This window comes from Clostridium sp. LIBA-8841 (assembly GCF_034439435.1).
Lineage (GTDB): Bacteria > Bacillota > Clostridia > Clostridiales > Clostridiaceae > Sarcina.
Genome location: NZ_JAPCKJ010000002.1, coordinates 573,091 through 600,080 on the forward strand (window position 1 = coordinate 573,091; position 26,990 = coordinate 600,080).

Here is a 26,990-nt window from a genome sequence, read left to right on the forward strand (position 1 = left end):
GTAACATGAACCACTCTATTTTTAAAAATTCTTTCATTCTGTGATAAATTTTTTTAATGAACTAATTAATAATGGACTTAATGTCAAATTAGGATATTCATTTATTACTGATATTTCTGAGTTTAAATAATCTATACTACTAAATTTAGCTATATCTATATTAAAAAAATAAACGTTTTTAAAAGTACAGTTTTTAAATTTAACATATTTTATATTTGTAGCAAAAAATACAGTATCCTCAAATGAACAATTTACAAAGCTGCTATGTTTAAGGTTAGAAAAAATAAAATCAATGCCCTTAAATTTTACTTTTTTAAACTTACAATAAGTAATATTTACTTTTTTAAACCGTATATTGTAAAAAGAACTTTCTGATGAACTTTTATTATGAATAGTTCCATCATAATAAAAGTTGCTTCTAAGTGGTCTTAATATATTATTAAATAAATTGAGTGGAGTATTTAATCCTTTTTTTCTTTTTAAACTTCTTTTTTCTCTAAGTTTAGCTTTTCTTTTTTTCTTTCCTCTTCCCATAAAATCACCCTTTCAAAATATTAATTTATTATATAGATTTTTTTAACAAAACAATTAATATTTTTATAAAAACACCTTTATAACCTATAACATTAAAATTTTATCATATCCTAAATAAATTTTACTAATATTCGCAATTATAATTTAGTTAATCAGTTTTTCTCAAATAAACTTTTTAATTATATATTAAATATATATTGAATATATATAGCAATAAACTATCATAATTAACTATATATAATAATCTTTATAAATTCTAAAAAAATACGAGTTAATTTATATCTATACTTACGATAGTAAAAATAACTCTCACCTTCCATATTAGGTTGCTTATGACTAATTGGAGTTCTTTTCTCAAATAGTTCAAAGCCACATTTTTCAGCAAGTTTATATGATGTCACATTATCACAGTTAAAATATAAAAAAGAGTTCCTTAACTGCATTAAAACTTACTGTTAAGAAACTCTATATTCTACATATTATTTTCTATATTCAATTTATACCTTAACAATACTCTTAAAGCTTTTATTAGATATAATTGCACTTATAAAGAATATGCATATTGATACTAATACGCTTATAATAAATGTTAGATTTAAGTTTTCTGATAAGAATTTTCCTAAAGCTTGTATTGCAAAGAAACTATGAAGAAGCCCTATTGATAGTGGAAGTATATAAAACAATGAAACTTCCTTTCTGATTGCTCTTCCTAAGTCCTTCTTTGACACTCCTATATTTTTTAGGATTTTATATTTCTCTTTATCATCATTTGCATCACTATATATCTTAATGTAAATTATACTAGCCTCTGCAAGTATAAATACTAAAAATAGAAATGCTCCAATTGCATAGACAAGCTTTAACCATGCTACATTTTCAGTCTCATATATACCTACCTGAAAGTTGACATCATCTGTTAAATAAGGCTTTAATCCAGCGCCTAATTTATTTAATATATCTTTATCTAATAATTCTTTGTCATCTTTTACTTTAATGCCATAAAAATTTATCATTTCACCACTATTTTTCAGCTTTTCATATTGGCTATTGTTAACAACCACTGCAGGATAGTTAATTAATGATCCTAAAACCTTAAATCTTATATCACTTTCACTTACTTCAAAAGTTTTATCACCAACAGTAACATTATTTTTCTTAACTAAACTTAATAATGTTCCTGGGCGCTGAATATATATTACCTTATCTCCTTGCACCATTTCTTTATTAACCTTTTCTAAGTCTTTTTCATATCCATTACTCTTTAATATACTGGTGAATTTATCATAAGGTAATACTATATACTTTTGTTCCCCATTTTGAATATTATCTTTAACCATTAATACATCAGTGTTTAAGTCAAATTTCTTTTCTCCTAAAACCTTTGTAACTTCCTCTGATATTTTTTCATTATTCATTGCATTTGAAGAAGAAAAAGACATTGAAAACAATTGATCATTTTCTTCGCTCATTGAATAAAGCTTTCTCATGGATACTGATGTACCTAGGACAGTAATTGTACATGCTGTTAAAATAACTATAGTAGCATAAGTAGTACAATTCTTCTTTATTCTATAAGCTAAGTTATTAATAGTTATTATATTTTCCCCTTTATATAATATATTTTTATTGTTAATTAAAGAATTAAGAACTATTGGAATAGCAGCATAAAATAATCCATAAGTACCTATACAAACTAAAATCAATGTTTTTAAAGCATTCATTTTAGAGCTAAAGATCAAGTGATATCCATATGTAATCAATCCTATGGATACAATAGCAATAATATAAGTAAACACAGTTATTTTAGGCATTTTTTCTGTCTTTTTGCTATCATTTAAAAGATCAATTACCTTACTACTTGCAATATTAACGAATCCCTTAATGCTCATTAACAAAAATATAGACATGAATATTAAAAATGTAACCACTATTGAATTGACTGTAACTTCAAACTTAACATCCACATTAAAGTTAGCAACTGCAAAAACTATCATTTGAAAAAACTTAGAAAATAATACCCCAGCCCCTATTCCAATTGCACATGAAGATAGTCCAATTAGCATCATTTCTGTAAAATATATTTTGCCGATGGTCCTTAAGTCAACTCCCATAAAAGTAAATAGCCCTATTTCCTTTTTTCTATTTCTTAAAAATACATTTGATGTGTACCATATAAAGAAAAACATAAAAATTCCTAAAACTAAACTTATCATTCTTAATATCATTTTTGTATAGGAAGCATTAAATTCACCTAAAATATTTAATGCCTCTCCATCTATAAGTATTATAAAATTATTTAAAATAATTACTGAAAATATCATTGATATAAAAAACATACTGTATGTCTTTATATTATTTTTAAAGTTATTAAAGGCAATGGAAAATATACTCATTATTTAGCACCTCCTAAAGTTGCTAATAAATCAATTATCTTTCCATAAAATTCTTTTCTATCCTGCCCTCTATTTAATTGGCACTTAAATTCTCCATCACTTAACATATAAACTTTTTTAGAATAACTTGCACAAAAGGCATCATGTGTAACCATTATTATAGTAGCTTTATTTTCTTCATTAACTTTCTTTAAGCATTCTAATAAATCAATAGAAGATTTAGAATCTAAAGCTCCTGTTGGTTCATCAGCAAATATAACCCTTGGCTCTGTGATTAAGGCCCTAGCTGCAGCTCCTCTTTGTTTTTGCCCTCCTGACAGTTCATAAGGATATTTCTTAAGGTGCTCTTTTAGCCCAAAAACCTCTGCCATTTTAATAACTTTTTCTTCAATTTCCTTAGTTTTCTTTCTTCCTAATGCTAATGGAAGTGCTATGTTATCCATTAATGTCATGTTATCTAAAAGACTGTAATCTTGAAATATAAAGCCTATTTTTTCTTTTCTAATATTGGATAACTCCTTATTTTTTACCTTTGTAACATCTATTCCATCTAAAAGTATTTCTCCTTTAGTAGGTTTGTCCAATGTCGATAATAAATTTAAGAGTGTAGTTTTACCTGCTCCTGATGGCCCCATTATAGATAAAAACTCTCCTTCTTCAACAGATAGAGATATATTATTTAAAACCCTAGTCTTAAAGCCCTTTATGCCATAATCCTTTGATAAGTTGCTTAATTTTAATATTTCGCTCATTCTTTTTCCTCCAAAATCAAATTTCTTATTTAGCTGAACTATTAATCAGCTTATAAGTTAATTTTAGTGGTTTTTTAATAATTAATCCTTCACTTAACCTTACATTTAGACTTTCAATGTTACATTTTTGTAATGGTAGTATAATCAGATATTTTATTAAACCTTATTTTAAATAGAGTATATTCATCCTTTACAGAATTAACCTCAATAAGACTCCCTAATTTATCTAAAATCTTTTTACTAAAATAAAGTCCCATTCCAGTTGATTTACATGTAGTATTTCTGCCATTAGTACCTGTAAAGCCTTTATTAAATACTCTTTCTAAATCCTCCTCTGCTATTCCAACTCCATTATCTTTTATGTTTAAGCATATATATTTCTCTGTTTCTTCCCCATAAAATTCAATTCTTCCATTTCCCTTTGAATACTTTATTGAATTATTAATGAGCTGATCTAAAACATATAAAACCCACTTTTTATCACTGTAAATGTAGTAATCAAGATTGTGCAATTTTATTTCTATATTATTTTTTATCAACATAAAGGCATTATTTTTTATTGCTTGTCTTACTATATCTTGCAATTTTTCTTCTGAAATAAATATATCCTCTGCAGCTGCTGTTGCTCTACTTCCATACATTACTGAATTAACTAGAAAGTTGATCTTTTCAATTTCATTTTTAATATCAGTACTAGCTTCCTCATCCTCCATACGCTCTAAAATAATAGATGTAGCGCTTATAGGAAGCTTTATTTCATGAACCCACTTAGAGATATATTCTTCCATGTCTTTAATTTGTTGTTCTTTGCTTTCTATTAAATCCAAATACTTTTTTTCTTTTTTATTTATGATATAAGTAATTATTTCTTCTTCTAGCGATTCTCCCTGAACATCATTTATATTAATATCATTGTCATCTTCCATAATTTCATATAAAGTACTGAATCTTTCTTTCCAGCTTTTATATTTAATGAAAAAACTAACCCCATAAAAGATTATCAATATTACATCTAAATAATATATTTCTCCCATGTTGCCTTTTAATAAGTTTGATACAAAGAAATAAATATTAATGGTCAGTAATATGCTGCAATTAAATAAAATAGTTTTTATATTTTCTTTAATAAACCTTTTTAAATTCATTGTATTAAATACCCTATTCCTTTTTTAGTTTTAATGACATCATATAATCCTAATTCCTTTATCTTAGCTCTAAGCCTTGTAATATTTACGGTTAATGTGTTGTCACTAACAAACTCATCATCATTCCATAAGCTCATCATAAGCTTTTCTCTTGATACTACCTTCCCCTTATTTTTTATAAGTGCTGATAGTATTTTAATTTCATTTTTAGTGAGCTCTATTTCATTGTCCTTATATCTAAAAATACATCTTTCAACATCTAAAACCGCATCATTATAATAAATTAAAGAATCTGAATTAGTATAATCATAGCTTCTACGAAGTAATGCATTAATTTTTGATATTAATACTTCCACAGAAAAAGGTTTGGTAATATAATCATCTCCACCATTATTCATTCCCATAATAATATCCATATTTGAATCTCTTGATGATAAGAATATTATTGGCACTTTTGAAATCTCTCTTATTTTTTCGCACCAATAAAATCCATCATAAAAAGGTAAATTCACATCCATTAATATAAGACTTGGTTTTTTCTCTACAAATTCCTTTACTATATTATCAAAGTTCTCTATTAATTCCACTTCAAAAGCCCATTTTCTTAAGGATAAAGCTAACTCTCTTCCAACATCTAAGTCATCTTCAACCAACAATATTTTCTTCAAACATCTCACCTCTTAGTCATTATCTCATTAAAATATTATCATAAATTTGCCATTTAATACATTTTATATAGGAATATCTAAGTAAATCTTTCAATTTATTCAAGTGTGCTAAGATAAGTTCTTTCAATATGTTTATCTAAGTTATTGTTAAAAGGCAGCAATTCACTGACTATAATAAAATAAGTATAGCTATTAAATGATTCTACTCAATAACTATACTTATTTCCTATTACACTATCACATTTTTCATTAATAACCTATTAACTATTTTTAGTTTTTTAATAGGTTATAAAGCCTATTTATTGATTCTCTATCCTCAAAATTATTTGATATTTTGAACATTAGATTTGGAGTATCTGTTCCTTCAAATACTTCTTTAAATTTCTCTTTATCATTAATCATAACATCTTTTATTGCAAGAAGTAATCCAGGTAAACTATAAGCCCATTCCTCAGAAAGAATCCCATTATTTTCACTTAATATACAATAAGATTCGTGAGCTGCAACAATATTTCCATATTGTTCAGTAAAAATCATTTCATTTTCTGTGTTACCACATTTACCTGCGAATTCTTGCAAATTTTTAGTAACATTAAATGCTAACCCCTTTTTGGTCTCTTTTATCCTACTATATTGATAGATATTATAACCAAATGAAAAGATAAAAGCCACACATATTACTACAGAAATATACTTTAATTTTTTCATTTTATCACCTCTATTCAACTCGATTTACTAATAAAAACTATTTATTGATTTACATCAAATTATATACTTAAATATTTTTATTTTTAAAGAATTCATAAACCTTCTCCCCCTTTAATATAAACAAAATGATTTAGCCTTTAATAATATTTTTTATTGTTTAGTTTAATATTATATTACCATGAATAGTCTTATTTTTACATAAAATCCCACAACACTTATATATAAATAAGATTGTTGAAAGAGAAACAAAAGTTTAATATAATATTCTTAATGAATGAAGAGATGGGAGGATAAACCATGAACAAAGAGGAGCAGGTCATAAGTGGTTTTAGAGACTTATTTAACAAGATGGCTTGGCTTAATAAGTCTAAGATGGAAGACCATCTTAAAGGTTATAAGCCTTCTGAAGTGCATTGCATTGAATATATTGCAAAAAATGTAGATTGTAACGTAACGAAACTTGCAGAGTCATTTTACATGACTAGGGGTGCTATAAGTAAATTAACTAAGAAACTTATAGAAAAAGGCCTTATTGAGAGCTATCAAAAGCAGGATAACAAAAAGGAAATCTACTTTAAACTTACTGAACAAGGAAAAGCAATTAATAAAATTCATGATGATCTTCATAATGAGTTTCAAGAGCGTGATAAAGCTGTCTTTGAAGATGTAACTGAGGAACAATTTAATGATATGATTAGCTTCGTAGAAAAATATAGAAGTCATTTAGATAAAGAAATAAAGAAGGTTGGTTTAGATGTTAAACCTGAATAAATTTATATAATAACATGAGCAGTCCAGAGTTCTATTTAGAATGGGCTGCATTTTTTATTTTCATTATTTTGTTGACAAGGAAACAAAATTGATTTATGATTATTGTTGACAAGGAAACAATAAACGTTTTGAAAGGAGAATTTAAATGTTTAAATCTAAATCATATAATGAAGAAAAGAATGGAGAAATAGTAGATAAAAAGGCTTTAACATTTGGTCTTATGTCTGTTTTTCTTTGTGGAATGGGATTTAGTATAATAGCTCCTGTTGTTCCATTTTTAGTAGAACCTTATGTGAGCAATGCTAGTGAACAAGCCTTCTTTGTTACTCTACTAACCTCTATTTATGCAGTTTGTGTATTTTTTGTAGCTCCTGGACTTGGAGCTTTAAGTGATAGATATGGCCGTCGTCCTTTACTTTTAATATGCCTTTTAGGTTCCTCAATTGGATACTTAATCTTTGGTATAGGTGGCTCTCTATGGATGCTATTTATTGGACGCATAATAGATGGGATAACAGGTGGAAATATAAGTACCATCTTTGCATATTTTGCAGATATAACTCCTAAGGAACAAAGAACTAAATACTTTGGATGGATAAGCGCAATTGCAGGTATAGGAGCAGCTATTGGCCCTACTCTAGGCGGTTTACTAGCAAAGTTTGGATATGCTGTACCAATGTATTTTGGAGCAATAATCACCTTACTGAATTTTGTTTATGGAATGTTATATATGCCTGAAAGTCTTCATGAAAATAATAGACTAAAGAAAATCACTCTTGTAAGACTTAATCCATTTACCCAACTTATGAGTGTACTTTCAATGAAGACATTAAAAAGGTTACTTATTTCAGCCTTCTTAATTTGGATACCTAACGGATCTTTACAATCAATCTTTTCACTATTTACAATGGATACTTTTAATTGGTCTCCTACATTAATAGGACTTATGTTCTCTATTATGGGAATACAGGATATTATTTCACAAGGTTTAATAATGCCAAAACTCTTAATGAAACTTAGTGATACAAAGATAGCAATTCTAGGAATGGCCTCTGAAATCATAGGCTATGCTCTTATTGCAGCATCAGCTATTTTCACCTTCTATCCTTTTTTCATAGTTGGGATGTTTGTATTTGGTTTTGGAGATTCAATTTTTGGCCCTTCATTTAATGGAATGCTTTCTAAATCTGGAGATTCCAGCGAGCAAGGAAGGATTCAAGGAGGTAGCCAAGCTCTTCAATCTTTAGCAAGAATAATCGGCCCTATTATTGGAGGACAAGTCTATGTATCACTTGGACATTCTGCTCCTGCTTTTATGGGTGTTATTCTTATAGGATTAGCAATACCTGTTTTATTTAAATCTACTAAGAAAAGTTCTCAACTTATATAAAAACTGCTGGACTAAATGTTCATAAGCTATTTATATAAATTTAAAGAAATATGGCTCTGTTTTAAATGAGTGTTGATAACTGGATATGTCCATATAAATAAAGTATTATAGTTATACTAATAATTATACGATAATAAAGGACTTTAAAAATAGGCAACCAATATTTGTTTAATTAGCATTTATCACTGAAATTATAAACCATAAGTTATGTATAATAAAAGTATGATTAATAAACAATTGTATATTATGGCGAATAACAGATTATTTATATTTTATACTAAATTAAAAAAATTGTATGAGGTGATTATAGTGGAAAACTCTTGTAAACATAAACCTAAAAATCTATTTGCACGACATTTTATTTGTAAACATTGTGGAAAGAGGATTGTCAGTAAGAACAAACTACCGATTGCTATAGCATGTATTGCTTCCGTTATCATAAATTTATTAATAAGATATTATTTTTTTGAGGACCCTAATTTAATTATTACTGCTTTTACATTTCTAATCATAACAATTTTTTGCTTGATTTTAGGTTGGATAGGCTTGCTTTTTGTAGGATTTAAAGAAAAATTAAATTCGTAGTATTAAACTATTACGAACTATAATAAAATTGGACAAGTTAATTTAACTTATCTACTTTTATTATACCCATATATCACCATTGGTTTAAAACAGAGCCTTAAATATAATTCCTTTGTAACTCCTTTTTGACAACAGATTTCCTTTTGAAGTGCAAATCCTTAAATTCATATTATAAATCATAACTACTTTCACATATAAAATCAAAACACAAATTCACTAAAATAATAAAAACATAAATCCAACAAAACAAAGGAACGTGATTTTACGTTCCTCTACTCTTATTGAATATTAAATTTTAATTTACGTATCACTATTTTTATATAACTTTATATAATCATTCAATATCTCTTCTAGTTTTCTAATAACATCATTATTATTATTTACAATCTCATATCCCTCTGAAAATCTTTCATCACTAGAGGCATTTGTTTGAATTAACATAACTTTATTATCGACTATTACCACCTCTAAATAAGCCTCATCAGCTCCAATAAATTTAAGATTCAAAAAATTTTGCTGATTGTATTTTACTCCCTCGTATTCCTTAAGCTTTATATCACTTAATATATCCATAACTTTATTTATGGTATCACCTTTTATATTTGTGTATATCCCTGTTTCTGCAGTTTCTTCTATTATGCCCATAGCTTCTAGGCTGAAAAACTGTGTATCTTTATATTTTTCATTTAATATTACCTTTTTAAATGTACCTAAATTTCTCCCTACTCCATTATTCTTATAATACATTCTAATGGAAATAGATAATATTACTGCTAAGCAAATAACTATAAATCCTAATATTATTTTATTATTTCTTTTCATTGTGCCTTTAGTGATATGTTACATGTAAATGCAAAACTACCACTAAAGTTACCCCCCCTTTTAAATTTCTAATTTAGCATACCTTTTAGCCAATATGCATCATTTATTTATTATATTAATCTACTTATTATTTAATTCTAATGAATTTCTTGAGTCTGAATCAGATGATTTCACTTATAGGATACATATTTTCCATTTACTCAAATAGATAAGTACACAATATAAAATTTTGATTTTCACTTTAGATAAAGTTAATTCCAAAAGGATAACTCAAAATTAAGGTTCACCTAAAACATAAAAAAATCACATATGAATTTCTTGTAATTTCACATGTGATTGCCTGTACAAATTGTCTTCCTATTTATTTACTTTTGAGTTCATAAAATAATGTACAAATAATAAGCCTTTTTATTATTTATAGAATTATAAATTTTATGAAAAGAAATGCTTAACTTAATATATTGCTTTTTAAGTAAGTTTTTATTAGTTAAGCATAATCTTTTATGTGTGAATAATTTTAAACTATTACTTCTTCTTATTCTTCTTATCTTTATCAAAAAAGCCTATGAAGAATAATGTAGCACCTATAGCTGTTAATGTAGCTAATAATTCACTCATTGATTTCACCTCTTATATCTCTTATATATTTATACCTTTTATATTTATTGTAATAATTTAATTAATTTTCAATTATAAACTGTTTAGCTCTTATAATCGCCTTAAGAACAAATAGACTTCCTACTTTTTCAAGTAAGTTTGAACTAATATTCTACTATGGGAAATATCAAAGATATTTCAAAGCCTTCTTTATAATCTTCTGAAACTTCCATTTTAAAGTTCAAACTATTAGCAACTTGATTTGCTAAATAAAGCCCCATTCCAGTTGATTTTTTTCTTTCCTGGCCAGTGTCTCCTGTAAATCCTTTATCAAATAAAAAAGGTAAATCATAAGAATTAGCTCCAATCCCATTATCTCTAATTATGAGTTCTATAGTTCCATTATTTTTATTAACATTGGTAGAAAGTGTTATGAAAGCTTGTCCTTTTTCTTTATCAGTATATTTTATTGAATTGCTTAATATCTGTCTTAAAACAAAGGATAATCCCTTTTTATCAGAAACTGCCTTACTATCTCCTACTTCATTGTTAATAATAATTTTTTCCTCTTCTATTAAGTTTTTATATTCCTCTAAAACATCATTACAAATTTCCTTAAGTGATATTTCACTGAATATATAGTCTAAATGATCTGCCTTAACCCTTGAATAATACAGCATTTTCTCAATATCCTCTTGCATTTTACTTCTTGAATATTCTAGCCTTTGGTATATTGGAAAAGAAAGTTCTTCCTTCCTATTATCAAGGATAAAGGTCATTAAAGATAATGGAGTTTTTATCTCATGAGCCCATGTTTCTATGTATTCTTCATACTCTTTTAAGTTTAAGTCCTGATTTTTAATCTTCTCTTCCTTTTCTCTAAGCCTTGAACCTATTAACTTAATAACCTCTTTTTCCTCACCATAGAAAAACTCAAGACAAGCTTCCTCTTCACTTAAATCTGGATTTTCTATAAACTCCATGATTCTTTCTAATTGTCTTTTCTCTTTATTGTAAAGAATAAAACCAATTAAGCTATATATTAAAATAGAGCCAATAAGCATGGTTGGGAAAATATGGATAAAGCTCTCAGGATTAATTAACCAAATAAATATTCCAAACATAACATTTAAAATAATAGTAACAATAAACCAAACCCTGTATTTTAGTAATATATTAATCAATTTTCTAATCATCTTTCTTTTCCTCAATAGCTACAAGCTTATAACCTTTCCCACGTATAGTCATGATTTCATAGTCCATATTTAAATTCTTAATTGTCTTTTTTAATCTTGTCATATTAACTTGTAATGCATTTTCATCAATATAATCCTTAGTTCCCCATATCTTTTCAAAGAGCATATCTTTTGTAACAATATCATTTGGATTAGATAAAAGAAGCTCCATTATCTTTCCTTGATTCTCACTTAACACAATTGATTTTTCATTAAAATACATTGTATATGTCTGCAAATCAAGTTTTACTCCTCTTATCTCAACAAAATAATTCCTATCTTCATTTCTACGAAGCAAGTTAGAAATTCTAGCTAGTAATCTATCCTTATTGCATGGTTTTGTAAGATACTCATCAGCACCTAAACCTAATGCATGAAGTTCATCCTTCAACTGATCTCTGCTAGTTAAAATTAATATAGGGATTGTACTATTCATCTTAATTTCTTTGCATATCTCAAAACCAGTTATTCCTGGCAAATTAAGATCAAGTAATACAAGTTCAGGAGATTCCTTAAGTATTTCCTCTGCTACATTTGAAAAATCACTTATACAGGAAGCCTCATATCCTGCCTTTTGCAAAATATAAACAAGCTCTTCCCTCATAAATAATTCATCTTCAACTACAACTATTCTCTTCATCTTAATCCCCTTCCTTACTTTGAAAAATCAATATATTCCTTTAACATTAAATCCATTTCCATACTAAGCATTTCTGTAAGTGAATATTTTTCTAAAAGAAACCTAACAAATTTACACCCAAGAAAATATCCTACATCTGAATACCCTTTGTAACTATTCCAATCTCCAAAGAAGTCTTTTACACTTTCAGAATTAGTAATTCTTATTAAGTATTCTCTCTTTAGTTCAACTAAATTTTTTTCACACCACTCTATCCATCCATTTTGATTTTGATGATAGTAATTTTCATCTCTACATAGTAATTGCTCAAATAACATAGCTACTCCCTCACTATAAAGTTGAAAAAGTGCTTTTTCACTAATATTGTTTTGCTTTCCAAAACATCCACCCTTAGTTCTATGCCAAACATGACCTATTTCATGAGCTATTAAAGCAAACATACTGTCTTCATCACACCAATCAAGTTCAATAATCTTTTCAATTCCAAGAAGAATAACATTTCTATTATCAAGTGATGTTGCCCAACCTGCTCCACTACATAACCCTAAGTATAAAATAATATCTACATCAAAATCCTCTTGAAATATTTCATTAAATTTATATCTAATATTACCTGAAACTGCTATAAATGATTCATGGACTTGCTTTAATTTTCCCCTACTTGTCAGAGTTTTTTCAATTACAGGAAGTATATCTTTTGTATAATTATAATCTTTAATATCAATTTTAACTTTATTAGCTAATTCCCTTGAAATAATATTTGAATAAGTTTCCCAAAGCTCTATATTAAATTCATTTGATGAAAAGCAAGCTAAAATCTCATCATATGTATCTATAAAATTCATTAACACCATCTCCTAACATAAAACTAGTTATTTCATGCTAAAAAGTTATCTCTAGTTTTAACTTTTTAGAGTATTTCAATATTTCATCATATGTCATTGGCTGTAGGTACATTTGTCTAAAAAATTCTTTTCTCTTATTTAAGTCTAATTCCTCACTAATTTTTATAAAAGTAAGCAATGAACTTCCATATGAATATAAATTTGCTCTATAAAATGAATCTTCTTTTGACAACAATATTCGTTTTCTTACAGACTCTCTATCACTAAGAATGTAATTATCACAGTAATAATCAACACATTCTTCTAAAGGATATCCAGAGTTAAACATAACATATGAATTATTCTGTACTAGGTGATGTAATTTATCTAATAAAAGCTCAACTTCCATTTCTAAATCTATTTCATCTTTAAAAACAAAATATACTATAGATTCTCCTACGCCCTCTAACTGTATTATTTCAGGCCCATAGTCTTCTTCACAACCGCAAATTTCATTGATTATTTTTTCTCTAATACATTTATTCCAATATGAAAGTTGCATTGCATGTCCAAAAATCTCATGTGCTACAGCGTATCTTAAATTTGCCTTATTAAACCTACTATTGTCCATATTTAGATTGACTTTTAATATATAATTATCTTCACCAATATTTAAGTAATATCCATAAGGAACTTTTTCATCTACAAACTCTATAATACATTCATCATTAAATTCTAATTCTAAATAGCTCTCTACTATAGATTTTTGCCTTTTTAATTCATTTGTTAAATATTCTTTTAAATCTTCTCTATTCATTGAAAAGCTATAAAATTTTTCATATATTTCTTTTTTGGTATATCTTATTTTTAGTTGTTCTAACTTGGTTTTAACTTCCTTCACTATATCATCTATTATATTTTGTGATGTAGTCTTAACAGTAACTCCAATTGTATTTTTCACATATTCTTCATATGGAATATCATAATTTAGTAACGACATAAGATAATATTTTGTTGCAATAACTTTTTTAAGTATATACTCATTATTATCTTTTCCATCTAATAATTTCTCATATTTAGTGAAGTCTAATAGAGCTTCTTCTAAATTATTGTATTTTATAAGTTTATTAGATAATACAAAGTTATCTTTAAACCGTTTACCTAACAATCTTCTTATACCTCTGTACGAGCCAACTATATTTTCTTGTAAGTCTCTTTCCATACATCTCACCTCATTATATATCTTATGATATAAATAGTGACTATCTAAGTAAGTGTCAAATTTCTGCCTATCCATTAGTGTCATAATAACATAAACTCAAATTATATTCCACAAATTCCCATAGCATTAAAATATACATAATAAAAAGTTCTAAACCAAATACATGATTTAGAACTTTAGTGATTCCTTATGATAGTTTATAATTTTGCACCTCAAAAGTGCTATTAGTATAAAAATATTTTTCTATCCTGCACATAATTAATATAATTTTTTATAATTGTTGCCATCAAAAAATGCATTTCCTACTTTACTTCCAATGCGCCAATAATTATTATCCATTGTATATATTAATGGATCAATTTTTTCTGTATCAGGCTCACCATCTGTAAAGCAGTCCTTGTCTATGAAAACTTCTACTACTTCTCCAACAAATACTTCCATTTGATGAATATTTATATTATTAATAACCTTACAAACCAAATTTACTGGACATTCTTTTATCAAAGGAACATCCTTCACTTCACCATAAAATGTTTCAAAAACTTCAGATTTATCACCTTTATTTCCTGATAACAATCCACAAAAATCAGTTTTTTGCACCAAATTAGTTGAAGGTATATTTACACTAAAAAAACCATTATTTTTGATTCCAATATTTAAATAATGAGTTTTTTCTGAAGAAATATATATTACAGCTGGATTGACGCTCATTATTCCACAGTTACCAAGAGTTGTATAATTAACTTTTCCATCAACTATTGTACCTGCAAGTATTGCTGGAATTGGATATATAAAAGGTATATTTCCTACTTTTAATTTGTCCAAATTAGACACCGCCTTTTTATTATTTTAACTACTTTTATACATTATCGAATGAGAATATTATTTTATCTCCATCAAATGTTGATCCACTTTTTTCATTGAAGTTATCCTTGGTATATTCACTAATAGTTTTTCTCCAAAACTTTTCTGCTCTAGGATTCATACCATATGGTGCCACGTATAATCCCCATTTTCCTGAAAATATATCAAACACCTTTTTTGCTGCAATGGTTGCAATATTTTTACCTCTATATGGTCTTAATAAAAAGAATTCATAAACGTAATAATCCATTTCTTTAGGAGCAAATTCACCTGTTGCTATTAAATCGAATCCAGCTGGCTTACCATCTACCATTATTATGAATGGAAATAATTTATCTGGTTTTTGAAACCAGATATTTTGAACATCATATTGTTCTGATAATGTTTTTATAGGTTCCTCTTCATAAATGCCATATTCATTAGGTACATTTCCATAAACCTCTGATAAATCATACAAATATAACGGATAAATATTTTTTATAATATTTGCATTTTCTTCAGTAGCTAAAACTACTTTAACCTCCATAATTTCATCCCAATCTTTCATTAATTTTTTAAAACTACTCTTATTTTAACTATAATCTTATCTATTTTATTTTCGGCTATTCGTGAAAACTCTCATTTTTGCAATAATCTGCAATTCTTTCATCAACTCGTCTAACAAAACTATAAGTATAACATTCAAAGTATTTTGTCCAAAATTGAATTGCAGTAGGATTTAATGTTTCAAAATCAACACCTAAATACTTCAAACCTTCATCTGCCAATATCTTCATAGTATATATTAAAAGTTCTCTTGCTACTAATCCATTTCTATATTGTTCATGAACATAAGCTCCACAGATATTTAGTACTTCTGGGTCTTCTGAAATGAAAGTTTCAGCTTCTTTACAGACTTCAATATATCCCACAGCTTTGTTACCATCATATGCAACAAAAAACCTACTTTTCCTTTTCTCACAAATTGCTGCAAACTCATCACCTGTTAAGTGTGCTCTCGGCATGTATATAGGACTTTCTCTCATATGATTAGAAAATCTATTTTTCAGCTCTAATAATATACTGGCTTTTTGATAGCCAATTTCTTCATATCTAAATCCACTATCTATCTTCACCTCATCTATATATGTCAAATTTAAGATTGCATCACTACAACGTATACCAAAACCATTGAATATCAATGATTCTGCTATTTCTTTATCATGTGCATATTTACAAATTGCAAAACTAAATATACCATCTTTAATCATCAATTTAGATAAATTTTCAAATAACATCGACGCTATTCTTTTTCTATTTTCACTTGCAAATGCACTTCCAAACAATGGTGAAAATGAACCTTTTACATCTCCAAACTGTCCTTCAAATCCACCCACAAATACTAAATATCCAACAAGCTTTTCATCCTCTATTGCCATCAATCCATACTTGCTATTAAAAATACCAATTAACGATTCCTTTAATTTTTCCCTGTAATTTTTCACTAACAATTGATTATTGCTAGCACATTCATTTTTATATTCTTCAATTGCCAATTCAACTGCCTCATCTATATACTTTAATTCTAATTTTATAAACTTCATTGATTCCTCCAGTTACTACTGATAATTTAATTTATCTACCATATAAATATTTTAAAGTATAACATTACTATTCGTTCAAATTATCACTTTTGTAATAATATATTGTCTACTTCTTTTGATGACTTAACCCAAATTAATTTACTTCATAATTCAAAAGTCTACTTTCATATGTTTGTCTATTCTTCTCAAAATCATTGGTCCATTTGAACATGTATTTTAGCATTTCAAAAGTTGGCTTATAATTACTTTTTTCAACTCCAATTTTTTGCTTTATAAATCGAGTTATTATTCTAAATTTTCTTTTATATAAAGGCGTATCTAAGAAAATTATTTTATCTGCTAAATCATAAATCAGCTGTTGACTTTTACGATATGTTCCTTCTATTATCCACGATTCATTTTTATCTATTTTTTCAATAATGCTTTTTTGTTCCTCATCAGAATGTTTGTATCTCTTTCCATCTGAAAAACCCCATGCAATACAATCACCTTCAAAATATGGAATACTTAATTCTTTAGAAATTTTTTTTGCTAATGTCGTCTTTCCACTTGCTACAATTCCAAAAATCAGAATCTTCATATCATATCTTATCCACCCATAAAAAATCTGCACTACAAATTCTTATTTATAAATCAGTACTATAAAAATATAACTCTATTTATTTTAACATATACTTTAATTAATGTAATATAAACCCAACTATTTCTTATAAAAAAAGAGATTCATTAACTGAACCTCTTTCAATTCATAAATAACTTTTTAATCCTAAAATTATGTATTCCTATAAAGGTTTACTAGCATATTTAGCACCTTCTATAACTTAAGGTCTTATTTTAACTATATTTTAAAAAGTTATATTTTTTAATCTTTTATGATATTATATCTTCTTCACTTTAATTATTACTTAATAGAATATAAAAATTAACATATGTTTTTTGAACATAAAATAGATTATTACTTTTCATCTATTACTCTATTTCTCTTTGTTTATCTATGCTATAGTTTATATTATTATTTTAATTTCAAATCATAGTTATTATATAAAAAGCTCTGGATGAGCAGAAAGACGGTCTTCCTCTGTAATTGCACGACTCACACGACATGGATTTCCAAATGCAAGACTACCCGCTGGAATATCTCTTGTTACTACAGATCCCGCTCCAATAACACAGCCTTCTCCTATAGTTACTCCAGCACAAATAGTTACATCTCCACCAATCCAGCAATTATCCTCAATTGTTATTGGCGCACCATATTCCATATCTGTGACTTTTCCAGTTTTTTCATTATAATATGGGTTTCTATCTTGATAACAAAGTGGGTGCTTAGGAGTCAATAAAGAAACATTTGGTCCAATAAAAACGCATTCTCCAATTGTAACTTTACAAATATCAAGCACTGTAAAGTTAAAGTTAGCATAACTATTTTTTCCTATAACTGTATTACTTCCAAAATCAAAGTAAATTGGTCCCTGTAAATAAACACTTTCATGGCATTCAGGCATCAATTCATTGATAATTTCCTTACGTTTTTCAGTTTCTGTTTCAAATGTATCATTGTATAACTTACAAAGTTTATGTGCTTTTGCACGTTCTTCTGGTAATCCTTCTGTAAATGGATCATATATTTTACCATTTAACATTTTATCGCGTTCATTCATAAATTTTCTCCCCCTAAATAATGTTTTTAAATATAAAAAAATGATATTACTTTATCTAAAATAATATCATTTCTTTATTATTCTTTATATTTTTTTATTATTGTTTATAAAAAAGTTACATTTTTACTTGTTAATCTAAATAACAAAAATTCAACAAACTCTAATTTATATATATAAGTTTTACATTTTATTTATACCATAACCACCTGAAATACCATCTTGGAATAATGGTATATGAGGAGGATAAAAAGTAAATATCATAAACATAACAATTAACACTATAAAAACTATTATAATAATGCTTGAATTAACACCTTTACCATGCTTATAAATGTGCAAACCAAGTAATTGACCAAATATAATTGCAAGTAATAGAATTATAATATCTACTACTAAAAGCTCTACTCCAAATGCTTGGGTATAAAAATAATAAAGCATAGGTATTGTTATCAATGAAATAATAAGAGTTACCAGTGCACTTTGAAACCATTTGTTTTTGTTAATAGAGTACTGCTTACCTTTAAAATAGTAATAAAGCACCCACCATAAAATTACAGGTATTAACACCATTTTCGAATGCTCCCATATACTTTCATTTACAGCAGCAAATAGTCCCACTATAGGATTATTTTTAGATAAGTCATATGCAAAATGCATTATTGTGCCTATAACAAATAAGGTTGGGATACCTTTTAATATCCATTTTTCCGGAGCGGATAAATCCCTATATTTCATATTTTGCCTCCTGATTAATTTATATATATTTAATTTACTCATATAATTTTAAAATATACTTTAATTAATATAATGTAAACCTAACTATTTCTAATAAAAAATCGCCCCGTTAAGTAGACACAGTCTTTTATACCGTGTCTACTTAACGGGGCGCACCTTAAAATAACTAATTAATAAAACTTATAAATAATATAAAAAGAATATCTGGATGAACTTTAGAATTTAAGCTATTACGAAGAATATTTTACGTTAAAAATTATTAGGAAGCACCTTTTCCCTTCGCTCAAAGGTATAAGTTCAAAAAGCAAAATTAAAAATTTTGACTTTCACTTAACCGAAGGAAGTTTTTCGCTTTAGTAAAATATTCGAAGTAATTGCTATAAATTCTTAGTGAAATCCAGTAATTCTTCGAATATATTTATAAGTTTTATATCTAAGTTTTGATGCCTCAACCTTAATTATCTTCTCTTTTAGTATCCATAAGCTTTGATATTTGTTTGTCGCTTATTCTCATTACTGCAATAATATAAGTAAACTCTACTATACAAAGGATAATAATTGTAGGTAATGCAATTGTCATTAGTGAGATGATTTGACTTTTCATCTCTGCTGTAGCAACTCCTGAGAATAATGCTCTTATACCAAATATACTTCCAATTGCTGAAACTATTATTGGAAGACAAAAATACCACTTTATTTGCTTTCTAGCTGATTTACATAGTTCTTTATAACTTCCTCCAATGCGCACTAAGGTTTGATAACGTCTTCCTGTCTTTTGCTGCTGCATTAAGAATTGAATTCCTATAACTGTATTAGCAATAATCAAGAAAATTAAAGCTAGATAAATTGTTGTATAGCTAGCTGCCACCTTATAAAATAGCTGTCTTCCCATATTTTGTAGATAACTTTCATATTCTAATCCTGTTTTATCAATTAATTTATTCACTTTTAAAATTGCTTGCATTAAGCCCTCTTCTTCTATAATATTATTATTTAAAGTTGCATTCCAATAAGAGCTGTAATCTCCATCTATAAGCTTATTAAAATCTTCATCTGAAACAATCAATCCATAACTTATGTTTATAGATTTATCTGTAACTATATTATCCTGATATAGATTTCCTACAAGTTCATATTCTTCTCCTTTTATCTCTACATTTAAATTTTCCTTAAGAACACTTCTTAAAATTTCTGCAGTATTTCCATAAGAAAATCCTAATCCATTAAATAAAGCTACTTGATTTTTTTCAAGTTTAATTGGCTCCTTGCCTGCAGTCTTTAAGATCTCATTATATCCTGATAAGGAAATTAAATATGGATATTCAAAGTACTGAAGATTGTTTAATAATACATCTTTTCCCTCAGAATCCTTTTGATTTTCTACTGCTTTTATTAAATTCTTTGCAGAAAACTCCCCATCTTCCTTTATCATTCCTAATTTAACATCCCAGATCTTATTAATATAATCTTTTATTGGCTCTTTACCTAGTTCCTTTTTTATTTCTTCTCCATTTCCCTTAAAAGTATAATCTAGTACATGCTGATTTTTTGAACTTGAATTGAAACTTACAGAAACCCCATAACCAAAACAACAAAGTGCTAATAAAACCAGTAAAGATGAGATTGCAAGAGAGTTTGATTTTAAAAATACATTTTCTTGTAACTGTCTAAATGTAAATAATTCTAAACCATTTTTATTTTTTCTCTTTTTAAGAATAATTTCAAATAAGATTCCAACTCCATTAAAGAAAAGGAATGTTCCTATGATTCCTAAAGCAATGGTTATTCCCATGTTCTTAAGTGATTCCCATGCATAGCCTTCAATTGCTAATCCATAAGCGGTAACTAATATTAAAGCTCCTAGTAATAACTTTACTATTATAAAAATTCTACTATAAACCTTGTGTTTTTCCTCTTGAGAAGGTGATAATAACTCTGTTATATCCTTTCTTGCAATACTTCCACTTAATATTAATAATGCTGCTAATCTAATAAGAAAATACCCAACTATTGTTAATAATATTGCTTCAATTGAAAATGAAAATTTATGTCCTATAACTCCAAGTCCAACCACTTTTGCAGTAATCATACTGATCATTTCTGATAGGAAAATAGCTATAGGAATCCCAATAATAAGTGATATAATGCTATTCCATAGTTCTTCTAATAAAAGCATTGAAAATAATTTGCTACGACGCATTCCTAGCATTAAATACATTCCAAGTTCATGACTTCTTCTCTCTAGCTGATACTTTCCTGCAAAGTACACCAGGAAGAATAGAATAAATAGTGAAGCGCCATATAAAGCTGGAGTTATTAATAATAATCTGCTTATAGCATCACTTTCCATTGTTTTTAAAAATAGTATTACATCTTGATTTTTCAAGGACAATATAATATAAAATGCTATTATTGACACAATTAAGGAGACAAAGAAAATTCCATTCTCTTTTCTGTTTTGCTTACTGTTTTTCTTAACTAAATCAAAGAACATTTGCACTTCCTCCACCTAACTGAGCCATTACTGCAATGATTCTCTTATAAAAATCCTGTTGTGACTCCTCTGGAACTCTCTTTCTAAGTTCATGAAAAATAACTCCATCTTGAATAAACAAAATTCTTGAGCAATAACTAGCTGCATTTGGATCATGTGTTACCATTAAAATTGTTGCTTTTTGTTCTTCATTTAACCCTAAAAACTTCTCCATTAATAGCTTTGCATTTTTTGAATCTAAGGCACCAGTTGGCTCATCTGCAAGTATTATTTCTGGATTTAAAACTAAGGCTCTAGCAGCTGCTACTCTTTGTTTTTGACCACCAGACATCTCAGAAGGAAACTTGCCAATGACTTCTTCAATCTCTAGATACTTTATGATTTCATCAATTCTTTTTTCATCCTCTTTTCCCAGCATATTGTGGATTGCAATTGGTAGCATTATGTTTTCTCTACCGTTTAAATTATCAATAAGCTCAAAGTTTTGAAATAAATATCCTATACGATTTCCTCTATAATTTGCTAACTTCTTACCCTTGAAACTTCCTATATCCTCACCCTTTAAAAGAATCTTTCCCTCAGTTGGACTAGTAGTTGTTGCAATACAATTAAGTAATGTTGTCTTTCCAGAACCACTACTTCCCATAATTCCAACAAACTCTCCATCTACAACTTGAAAACTAATTCCATCTATAGCCTTTGTAAGGTTACCTTTTTTCCCATAACATTTGCATAATGATTGCACTTCTAATATTTTTTCTACCATCTCTATTCTTCCCCTTTATGAAAAACTGTTTTTTAATTTCATCTGTGTTAATTATACAAAATAACCCTGCAACATAAAACTTACAGTTGATGAAAGGTTTTATATATAAAAATGTGCATAAATTACTTTCCTCTTTAAAAAGCTATGATTTATTATGAATTTTCCATTTCAAATATTTAACTTTTAATAAAAAATTACTCAACTATGAAGCTTACTTGAAGTTATATTTTAAAACTAAATCTTAATTATCAATATAATAATCAAAGTAATTTGAATTATTAACCTAAAAGTTTTATATTCTAATAAATCAATATTCTAAATTCAGGAAATAAACTTTTTAAATTATATGTAGATAATTATTTATATTGATAAAAAAGATGTTGATTTTAAGATATTCCTTAAGACCTACCTTAAAGTCAACACTATTTAAAGCAGAATCTTTAAAAGATATAAATTTCCTATCTACATAGGTTAATATTAGGGTAGAAAGTAGGTAATTAATTTGAGTAAAAAAGAAAAAAGATTAGAAGCTGAAAATGATTTATTAGGAAGAGTTTATGATTTAATTTTAAATGTAGAAACACCTGATGATGAGCGTTCTATATTAATTGAATTTAAGAATGCAGTTGAAAAAGGAAAAGATTTTGAAAAGCAAGTAATGAGATTAGCAGAATCTTTACGTCAATTATCTCTTAAGAAATTTAATAATAAAGAAACACTTAGCAAAGAAGTTGGTAAACTTTATATGGATATTTCCACTACTGGATTTTTTGAAGAGAATTTAGGTCGTGGCTTGGCAGTACTTGGTACTATTCTAGGTTAGTTTTTATTTCTAGATATAAATATAGGGCTGTCTTAATAAACAATTAGAGGTTAATTAGCTATGTAAAGTTAATTAGCTATGTAAAGATAATATTCTTAAGATATTTTGAGTTTAAGCTTCTTGTTTCAATTTCACTAGAGCTAAATTGAATAAATTCTATGGAAAATATGCTAAATATTAAATATTAATAAGGGCTTTAAAACTTAAAAGTAACTTCTGAAGCCCTTATTTTTATATTTTAAAATTTATTATTCTTGTTCAATTGGCTTTATTACTTTGGTTAGTAACTTATATAATCCATTTCCATAAAGCTTTTTGATTGGATTAATCTTAGTTCCTGGAAAATAGGCACTATTAATCCATCCTTTATTAATCCAGTATTCTTTATCTACTGGAAAAACATTAGTTGCTAGGGTTCTTTGGATATTATAAGTGTAAACTTCCTTGAAGCTAGGTGAATATGACCTTCCAGATGATTCTACTAGCTTAATAAAGTCTGCCACTTCCTTTTCTTCTATGGGCTTATTGAAACTTCTACCGTTTCTTGTAATAGCTCCACCTAAAGATACTCCCCACTGAATCATTGCCTCTTCTATGGAGTTTATTGTGTTTTTTAATCCTGATCCCTGTGTATTAGCTAAAAGTAAAGTTGGTTTTTGTGCCACCTCACTTCTATGGAACCAGCTACATGTTCTATCTATAAAAGATTTTAATATTCCACTCATATTATTTAAGTAAACAGGAGTACCTATTACAAGTCCGTCACATTCAATTATTTTTTCCATTATAACCTTAGATTCGTCTTTAAGAAAACACTCCCCTTTTAATATACAGACTTCACAGCCTTTGCAAAACTCTATTTTATAATCGGATAAACTTATAAGCTCTGTTTCATACCCATTGTTTTTCAATATATCCTCAATTGAAGTTAATAATTTATATGTGTTCTTCTTTCTATTGCTTGAATTAATTAAAAGAATTTTCTTCATAACTCCCCCTATTTTTTCAACTATATATAAATAATATAACTGTAAAACCTTATTAGTTAAAGTATTTATAAATATTAAAAGTAATTATAATTGCACCTAATAAATTTACATTCATTTTTAAATATGATATTATTAGTGAGTGATTACTCACTTTAAGTGAATTATATAAATAAGGAGGTATATTAATGTCAGCAATAATAGTTGAAGGTGTTACAAAAAACTTTGGAAATATCAATATACTAAATAAGATTTCTATAAAAATAGAAAAAGGAGAAATTTTATGCCTTGTTGGACCTTCTGGAGCGGGTAAAACAACTTTAGTAAAATCAATAATAGGTATGGAAAAAGTTAATTCTGGCTCTATTAAAGTTTTGGATGAGAAAATGCCTAATAGAAAGGTGTTACAAAAAATAGGCTATATGGCTCAGTCAGATGCTCTTTATGAAGATTTATCTGCCTTAGATAACCTAACTTTTTTCTCTTCTCTCTACTCTCTTTCTAAAGAAGTTAGAGAAAAGAACATCAATTATCTTCTAGATCTTGTTAATTTAACAGATCATAAGAAAAAGAGAGTTAAAAACTTTTCAGGTGGTATGAAAAGAAGACTTTCTTTAGCAAGTGCCTTGATACAAGACCCTGAAATATTGATTTTAGATGAGCCAACTGTTGGTATAGATCCTGAATTAAGATTAAGTATATGGGAAGAACTACACAAGCTTAAGAAAAATAATAAAGCCATAATAGTTACTACTCATGTAATGGATGAAGCTGAAAGATGTGATAGGGTTGTTTTTTTAAGAGATGGAAAGATTATAGAAGAAGGAAGCCCTGTTAATTTAAAAGAAAAATACAATGCTTCTAGCATAGAAGAAGTTTTCTTAAAAGCTAGGAGGGATAAATAATGAGAATAATAGCCTTAGTAAAAAGAATAATAGTCCAAATAATCCATGATAAAAGAACTCTAGCCTTAATGATGGTGGCACCCTTAGTTATTTTAACACTTATGAACTTTTTATTTGAAAATGGAAATGATACCTCATTAAAGATTGGAACATATAACTTAGATTCTGAAATAGTAAAGACCTTAAAAGAAAATGATGTAGATGTTGTAACCTACAATGATGATTCTAGTATAAAAAATAAAATAACAGATGATAACTTAGCTGCATTTATTAGCTTATCTGATAATAATTTAGATATAACTTATGAAAACAGTGATCCAAGTAAAAGCATGGCTGTTAACTCCTTACTTAAAGGTACTCTTTCTAAGGTTGAAATTGATAAACTAACAGAGGTTGCTAAAGAAGAAAAGGAAATAATATTGAAGCAACAAGAAATGCTCTCTAAACTTCCAAATAGCATAAATAAGGAAAATGCTAATGAAAATCTACCTAAGGATAATTCCTCTAAAGAAGGCTTCAAAATAACTTCTAATTATATTTATGGAAATGAAAATACAGATTTATTTGATACCTTTACTCCTGTTCTTATAGGATTTTTTGTATTCTTCTTCGTGTTTTTAATTTCAGGAATATCATTGCTTAAAGAAAGAAGTAGCGGAACTTTAGACAAGCTTTTATCTTCTCCAATTAGAAGAAGTGAAATAGTTTTTGGTTACTTAATAGGATATGGAATTTTTGCAATAATTCAAACCTTTGTAATTGTCCTTTACTCCATATATGTTTTAAACATAAACATTTTAGGAAGTCTTCCATTAGTAATCTTAACTAATATAATAACTGCCTTTGTTGCCTTATCCTTTGGAACATTGCTTTCAACCTTTGCTAACTCAGAGTTTCAAATGATGCAATTCATACCAGTTGTTGTAATACCTCAAATATTCTTCTCAGGAATTATACCAATAAGCAATATGTCTACTGTACTTCAAAATATTGCGAAATTTATTCCTATGTATTATGTAGGTGATGCCCTTCAAGGAATAATGATAAAGGGAGAGTCCTTTGAACAAATAAGCTTTGACTTACTAATTCTACTATTATTTGCAGTGATATTTATATTCTTAAATATTATAGGATTGAAAAGATATCGTAAGATATAATAAGATAGAAATAGAATACACTATTTAGGAGGAGAACATGGAAGATTCTATTGTTACTCTATTTAAAAACAAAATTTTAGATAATGATAAAATGACAACTAAACAAAAGGCAATTTTAGATGCTAGTATAAATTTATTTGCAGAAAAAGGCTTTGCCAATACTTCTACAAGTGAAATTTCTAAGTTATCTGGAGCTGCTGAAGGAACAATATTTAAACACTTTGGAAGCAAAGAAAATCTTTTAATAGCAACAATAATACCATTTTTAATAGATGATATATTTCCTGAAGTTGCAAAGCAATTTTCAAAGACTGCCTTAGAGATTGAACATACAGATTTAAAATCATTTTTTAAAATAATAATAAGTGATAGAATTAATTTTTTAAATGAAAATCATAAGATAGGCAAAATATTCATAAATGAAATTCTGTATAGTGAGGATATCAGAAATAAACTTATAACACTAATTCCTTCTGAAATTAAAGTTAATTTTTATAAAGTTTTAGATAACTTTAAGGAAAAAGGATTGTTAGTAAATTGGCCTAATGAGGTAATAATAAGATTTATAATGACCAATATAGCCTCATATGGCATATCAAAGTACACATTGTTCCCAAATAAACCTTGGGATGATGAAAAAGAAATAGATTATATAGCTACACTACTTTCTAAGGGTTTGTCTAAATAAAAAGTTATGTTTTAGGTGAGTGTTGATTTTTAAATAGTTCTT

Annotated in this window: 26 protein-coding genes; 6 read left to right on the top strand and 20 right to left on the bottom strand. The window is 27.3% G+C overall.

Translation table 11 applies throughout. From position 1 onward, the window contains the following. Positions 1-33 precede the first annotated feature (33 nt). The 6 genes from OIF33_RS08335 to OIF33_RS08360 all read right to left on the bottom strand — a co-directional run bounded on the left by OIF33_RS08335 (position 34) and on the right by OIF33_RS08360 (position 6,200). Entirely contained in the window at positions 34-534 is a 501-nt protein-coding gene (locus OIF33_RS08335) for a pentapeptide repeat-containing protein (RefSeq protein WP_322503771.1), read from the bottom strand. Between the two features lie 497 nt (positions 535-1,031). After that, a complete protein-coding gene (locus OIF33_RS08340) occupies positions 1,032-2,927 on the bottom strand; it encodes an ABC transporter permease (protein WP_322503772.1) in 1,896 nt (631 codons plus the stop codon). Continuing rightward, positions 2,927-3,679, bottom strand: coding sequence for an ABC transporter ATP-binding protein (locus tag OIF33_RS08345; RefSeq protein ID WP_322503773.1), 753 nt, complete (start codon positions 3,677-3,679; stop codon positions 2,927-2,929). The genes OIF33_RS08340 and OIF33_RS08345 overlap by 1 nt, the downstream gene beginning before the upstream one ends. Before the next feature lie 119 nt (positions 3,680-3,798). Then, positions 3,799-4,824, bottom strand: a complete 1,026-nt coding sequence (locus tag OIF33_RS08350; protein WP_322503774.1) for a sensor histidine kinase — start codon at positions 4,822-4,824, stop codon at positions 3,799-3,801. Beyond that, positions 4,821-5,492, bottom strand: coding sequence for a response regulator transcription factor (locus tag OIF33_RS08355; protein ID WP_322503775.1), 672 nt, complete (start codon positions 5,490-5,492; stop codon positions 4,821-4,823). Before OIF33_RS08355 ends, OIF33_RS08350 begins: the two co-directional genes overlap by 4 nt. 270 nt (positions 5,493-5,762) lie before the next feature. Then, on the bottom strand, positions 5,763-6,200 hold the full coding sequence (locus OIF33_RS08360; RefSeq protein WP_322503776.1) for a hypothetical protein: 438 nt from the start codon (positions 6,198-6,200) through the stop codon (positions 5,763-5,765). Positions 6,201-6,497: 297 nt separating this feature from the next. Here OIF33_RS08360 and OIF33_RS08365 point away from each other — a divergent pair, with 297 nt between their 5' ends. Both OIF33_RS08365 and OIF33_RS08370 read left to right on the top strand, forming a co-directional pair. Beyond that, entirely contained in the window at positions 6,498-6,971 is a 474-nt protein-coding gene (locus OIF33_RS08365) for a MarR family transcriptional regulator (RefSeq protein ID WP_322503777.1), read from the top strand. A gap of 145 nt (positions 6,972-7,116) precedes the next feature. Continuing rightward, entirely contained in the window at positions 7,117-8,361 is a 1,245-nt protein-coding gene (locus OIF33_RS08370) for an MFS transporter (protein WP_322503778.1), read from the top strand. A gap of 885 nt (positions 8,362-9,246) precedes the next feature. On the opposite strand, the gene OIF33_RS08375 is transcribed toward OIF33_RS08370, so the two are convergent. From OIF33_RS08375 to OIF33_RS08435, 13 genes are all read right to left on the bottom strand, one after another. Next, the gene (locus OIF33_RS08375; RefSeq protein ID WP_322503779.1) at positions 9,247-9,768 is read right to left on the bottom strand and encodes a hypothetical protein; all 522 of its coding nucleotides are present in this window, start codon (positions 9,766-9,768) and stop codon (positions 9,247-9,249) included. A 761-nt stretch (positions 9,769-10,529) separates the two neighbouring features. After that, the gene (locus OIF33_RS08380; RefSeq protein WP_322503780.1) at positions 10,530-11,561 is read right to left on the bottom strand and encodes a sensor histidine kinase; all 1,032 of its coding nucleotides are present in this window, start codon (positions 11,559-11,561) and stop codon (positions 10,530-10,532) included. Continuing rightward, on the bottom strand, positions 11,554-12,240 hold the full coding sequence (locus OIF33_RS08385) for a response regulator transcription factor (RefSeq protein ID WP_322503781.1): 687 nt from the start codon (positions 12,238-12,240) through the stop codon (positions 11,554-11,556). The genes OIF33_RS08380 and OIF33_RS08385 overlap by 8 nt, the downstream gene beginning before the upstream one ends. Positions 12,241-12,254: 14 nt before the next feature. Beyond that, the gene (locus OIF33_RS08390; RefSeq protein WP_322503782.1) at positions 12,255-13,085 is read right to left on the bottom strand and encodes a hypothetical protein; all 831 of its coding nucleotides are present in this window, start codon (positions 13,083-13,085) and stop codon (positions 12,255-12,257) included. Between the two features lie 37 nt (positions 13,086-13,122). Then, positions 13,123-14,286, bottom strand: a complete 1,164-nt coding sequence (locus OIF33_RS08395) for a hypothetical protein (RefSeq protein ID WP_322503783.1) — start codon at positions 14,284-14,286, stop codon at positions 13,123-13,125. Between the two features lie 258 nt (positions 14,287-14,544). After that, complete coding sequence (locus tag OIF33_RS08400) at positions 14,545-15,111, bottom strand: flavin reductase family protein (RefSeq protein ID WP_322503784.1); 567 nt, start codon at positions 15,109-15,111, stop codon at positions 14,545-14,547. 34 nt (positions 15,112-15,145) lie between these two features. After that, a complete protein-coding gene (locus OIF33_RS08405) occupies positions 15,146-15,676 on the bottom strand; it encodes a GNAT family N-acetyltransferase (protein ID WP_322503785.1) in 531 nt (176 codons plus the stop codon). A gap of 76 nt (positions 15,677-15,752) precedes the next feature. Next, a complete protein-coding gene (locus tag OIF33_RS08410; protein ID WP_322503786.1) occupies positions 15,753-16,568 on the bottom strand; it encodes a GNAT family N-acetyltransferase in 816 nt (271 codons plus the stop codon). 298 nt (positions 16,569-16,866) lie between these two features. Continuing rightward, entirely contained in the window at positions 16,867-17,313 is a 447-nt protein-coding gene (locus OIF33_RS08415; protein ID WP_322503787.1) for an AAA family ATPase, read from the bottom strand. A 457-nt stretch (positions 17,314-17,770) separates the two neighbouring features. Further along, complete coding sequence (locus tag OIF33_RS08420) at positions 17,771-18,394, bottom strand: sugar O-acetyltransferase (RefSeq protein WP_322503788.1); 624 nt, start codon at positions 18,392-18,394, stop codon at positions 17,771-17,773. Between the two features lie 180 nt (positions 18,395-18,574). Further along, entirely contained in the window at positions 18,575-19,129 is a 555-nt protein-coding gene (locus OIF33_RS08425) for a DUF6512 family protein (protein ID WP_322503789.1), read from the bottom strand. A gap of 454 nt (positions 19,130-19,583) precedes the next feature. After that, on the bottom strand, positions 19,584-21,623 hold the full coding sequence (locus OIF33_RS08430; RefSeq protein ID WP_322503790.1) for an FtsX-like permease family protein: 2,040 nt from the start codon (positions 21,621-21,623) through the stop codon (positions 19,584-19,586). Continuing rightward, complete coding sequence (locus tag OIF33_RS08435) at positions 21,613-22,389, bottom strand: ABC transporter ATP-binding protein (protein ID WP_322503791.1); 777 nt, start codon at positions 22,387-22,389, stop codon at positions 21,613-21,615. Before OIF33_RS08435 ends, OIF33_RS08430 begins: the two co-directional genes overlap by 11 nt. Before the next feature lie 502 nt (positions 22,390-22,891). Between OIF33_RS08435 and OIF33_RS08440 the strand changes: the two genes are divergently transcribed. Beyond that, positions 22,892-23,212 (top strand): bacteriocin immunity protein, encoded by a 321-nt coding sequence (locus OIF33_RS08440; RefSeq protein ID WP_322503792.1) that lies wholly within the window; start codon positions 22,892-22,894, stop codon positions 23,210-23,212. Between the two features lie 248 nt (positions 23,213-23,460). Here OIF33_RS08440 and OIF33_RS08445 read toward each other — a convergent pair whose 3' ends face one another. Beyond that, positions 23,461-24,201, bottom strand: coding sequence for a flavodoxin family protein (locus OIF33_RS08445; protein WP_322503793.1), 741 nt, complete (start codon positions 24,199-24,201; stop codon positions 23,461-23,463). A 185-nt stretch (positions 24,202-24,386) separates the two neighbouring features. Between OIF33_RS08445 and OIF33_RS08450 the strand changes: the two genes are divergently transcribed. From OIF33_RS08450 to OIF33_RS08460, 3 genes are read left to right on the top strand one after another with little or no spacing between them, the layout of a single operon-like run. Then, positions 24,387-25,103: an ABC transporter ATP-binding protein gene (locus tag OIF33_RS08450; RefSeq protein ID WP_322503794.1), complete on the top strand. Its 717-nt coding sequence runs from the start codon at positions 24,387-24,389 to the stop codon at positions 25,101-25,103. Further along, a complete protein-coding gene (locus tag OIF33_RS08455) occupies positions 25,103-26,260 on the top strand; it encodes an ABC transporter permease (RefSeq protein ID WP_322503795.1) in 1,158 nt (385 codons plus the stop codon). Before OIF33_RS08450 ends, OIF33_RS08455 begins: the two co-directional genes overlap by 1 nt. Before the next feature lie 37 nt (positions 26,261-26,297). Beyond that, a complete protein-coding gene (locus OIF33_RS08460; protein WP_322503796.1) occupies positions 26,298-26,948 on the top strand; it encodes a TetR/AcrR family transcriptional regulator in 651 nt (216 codons plus the stop codon). Positions 26,949-26,990: the final 42 nt, after the last annotated feature.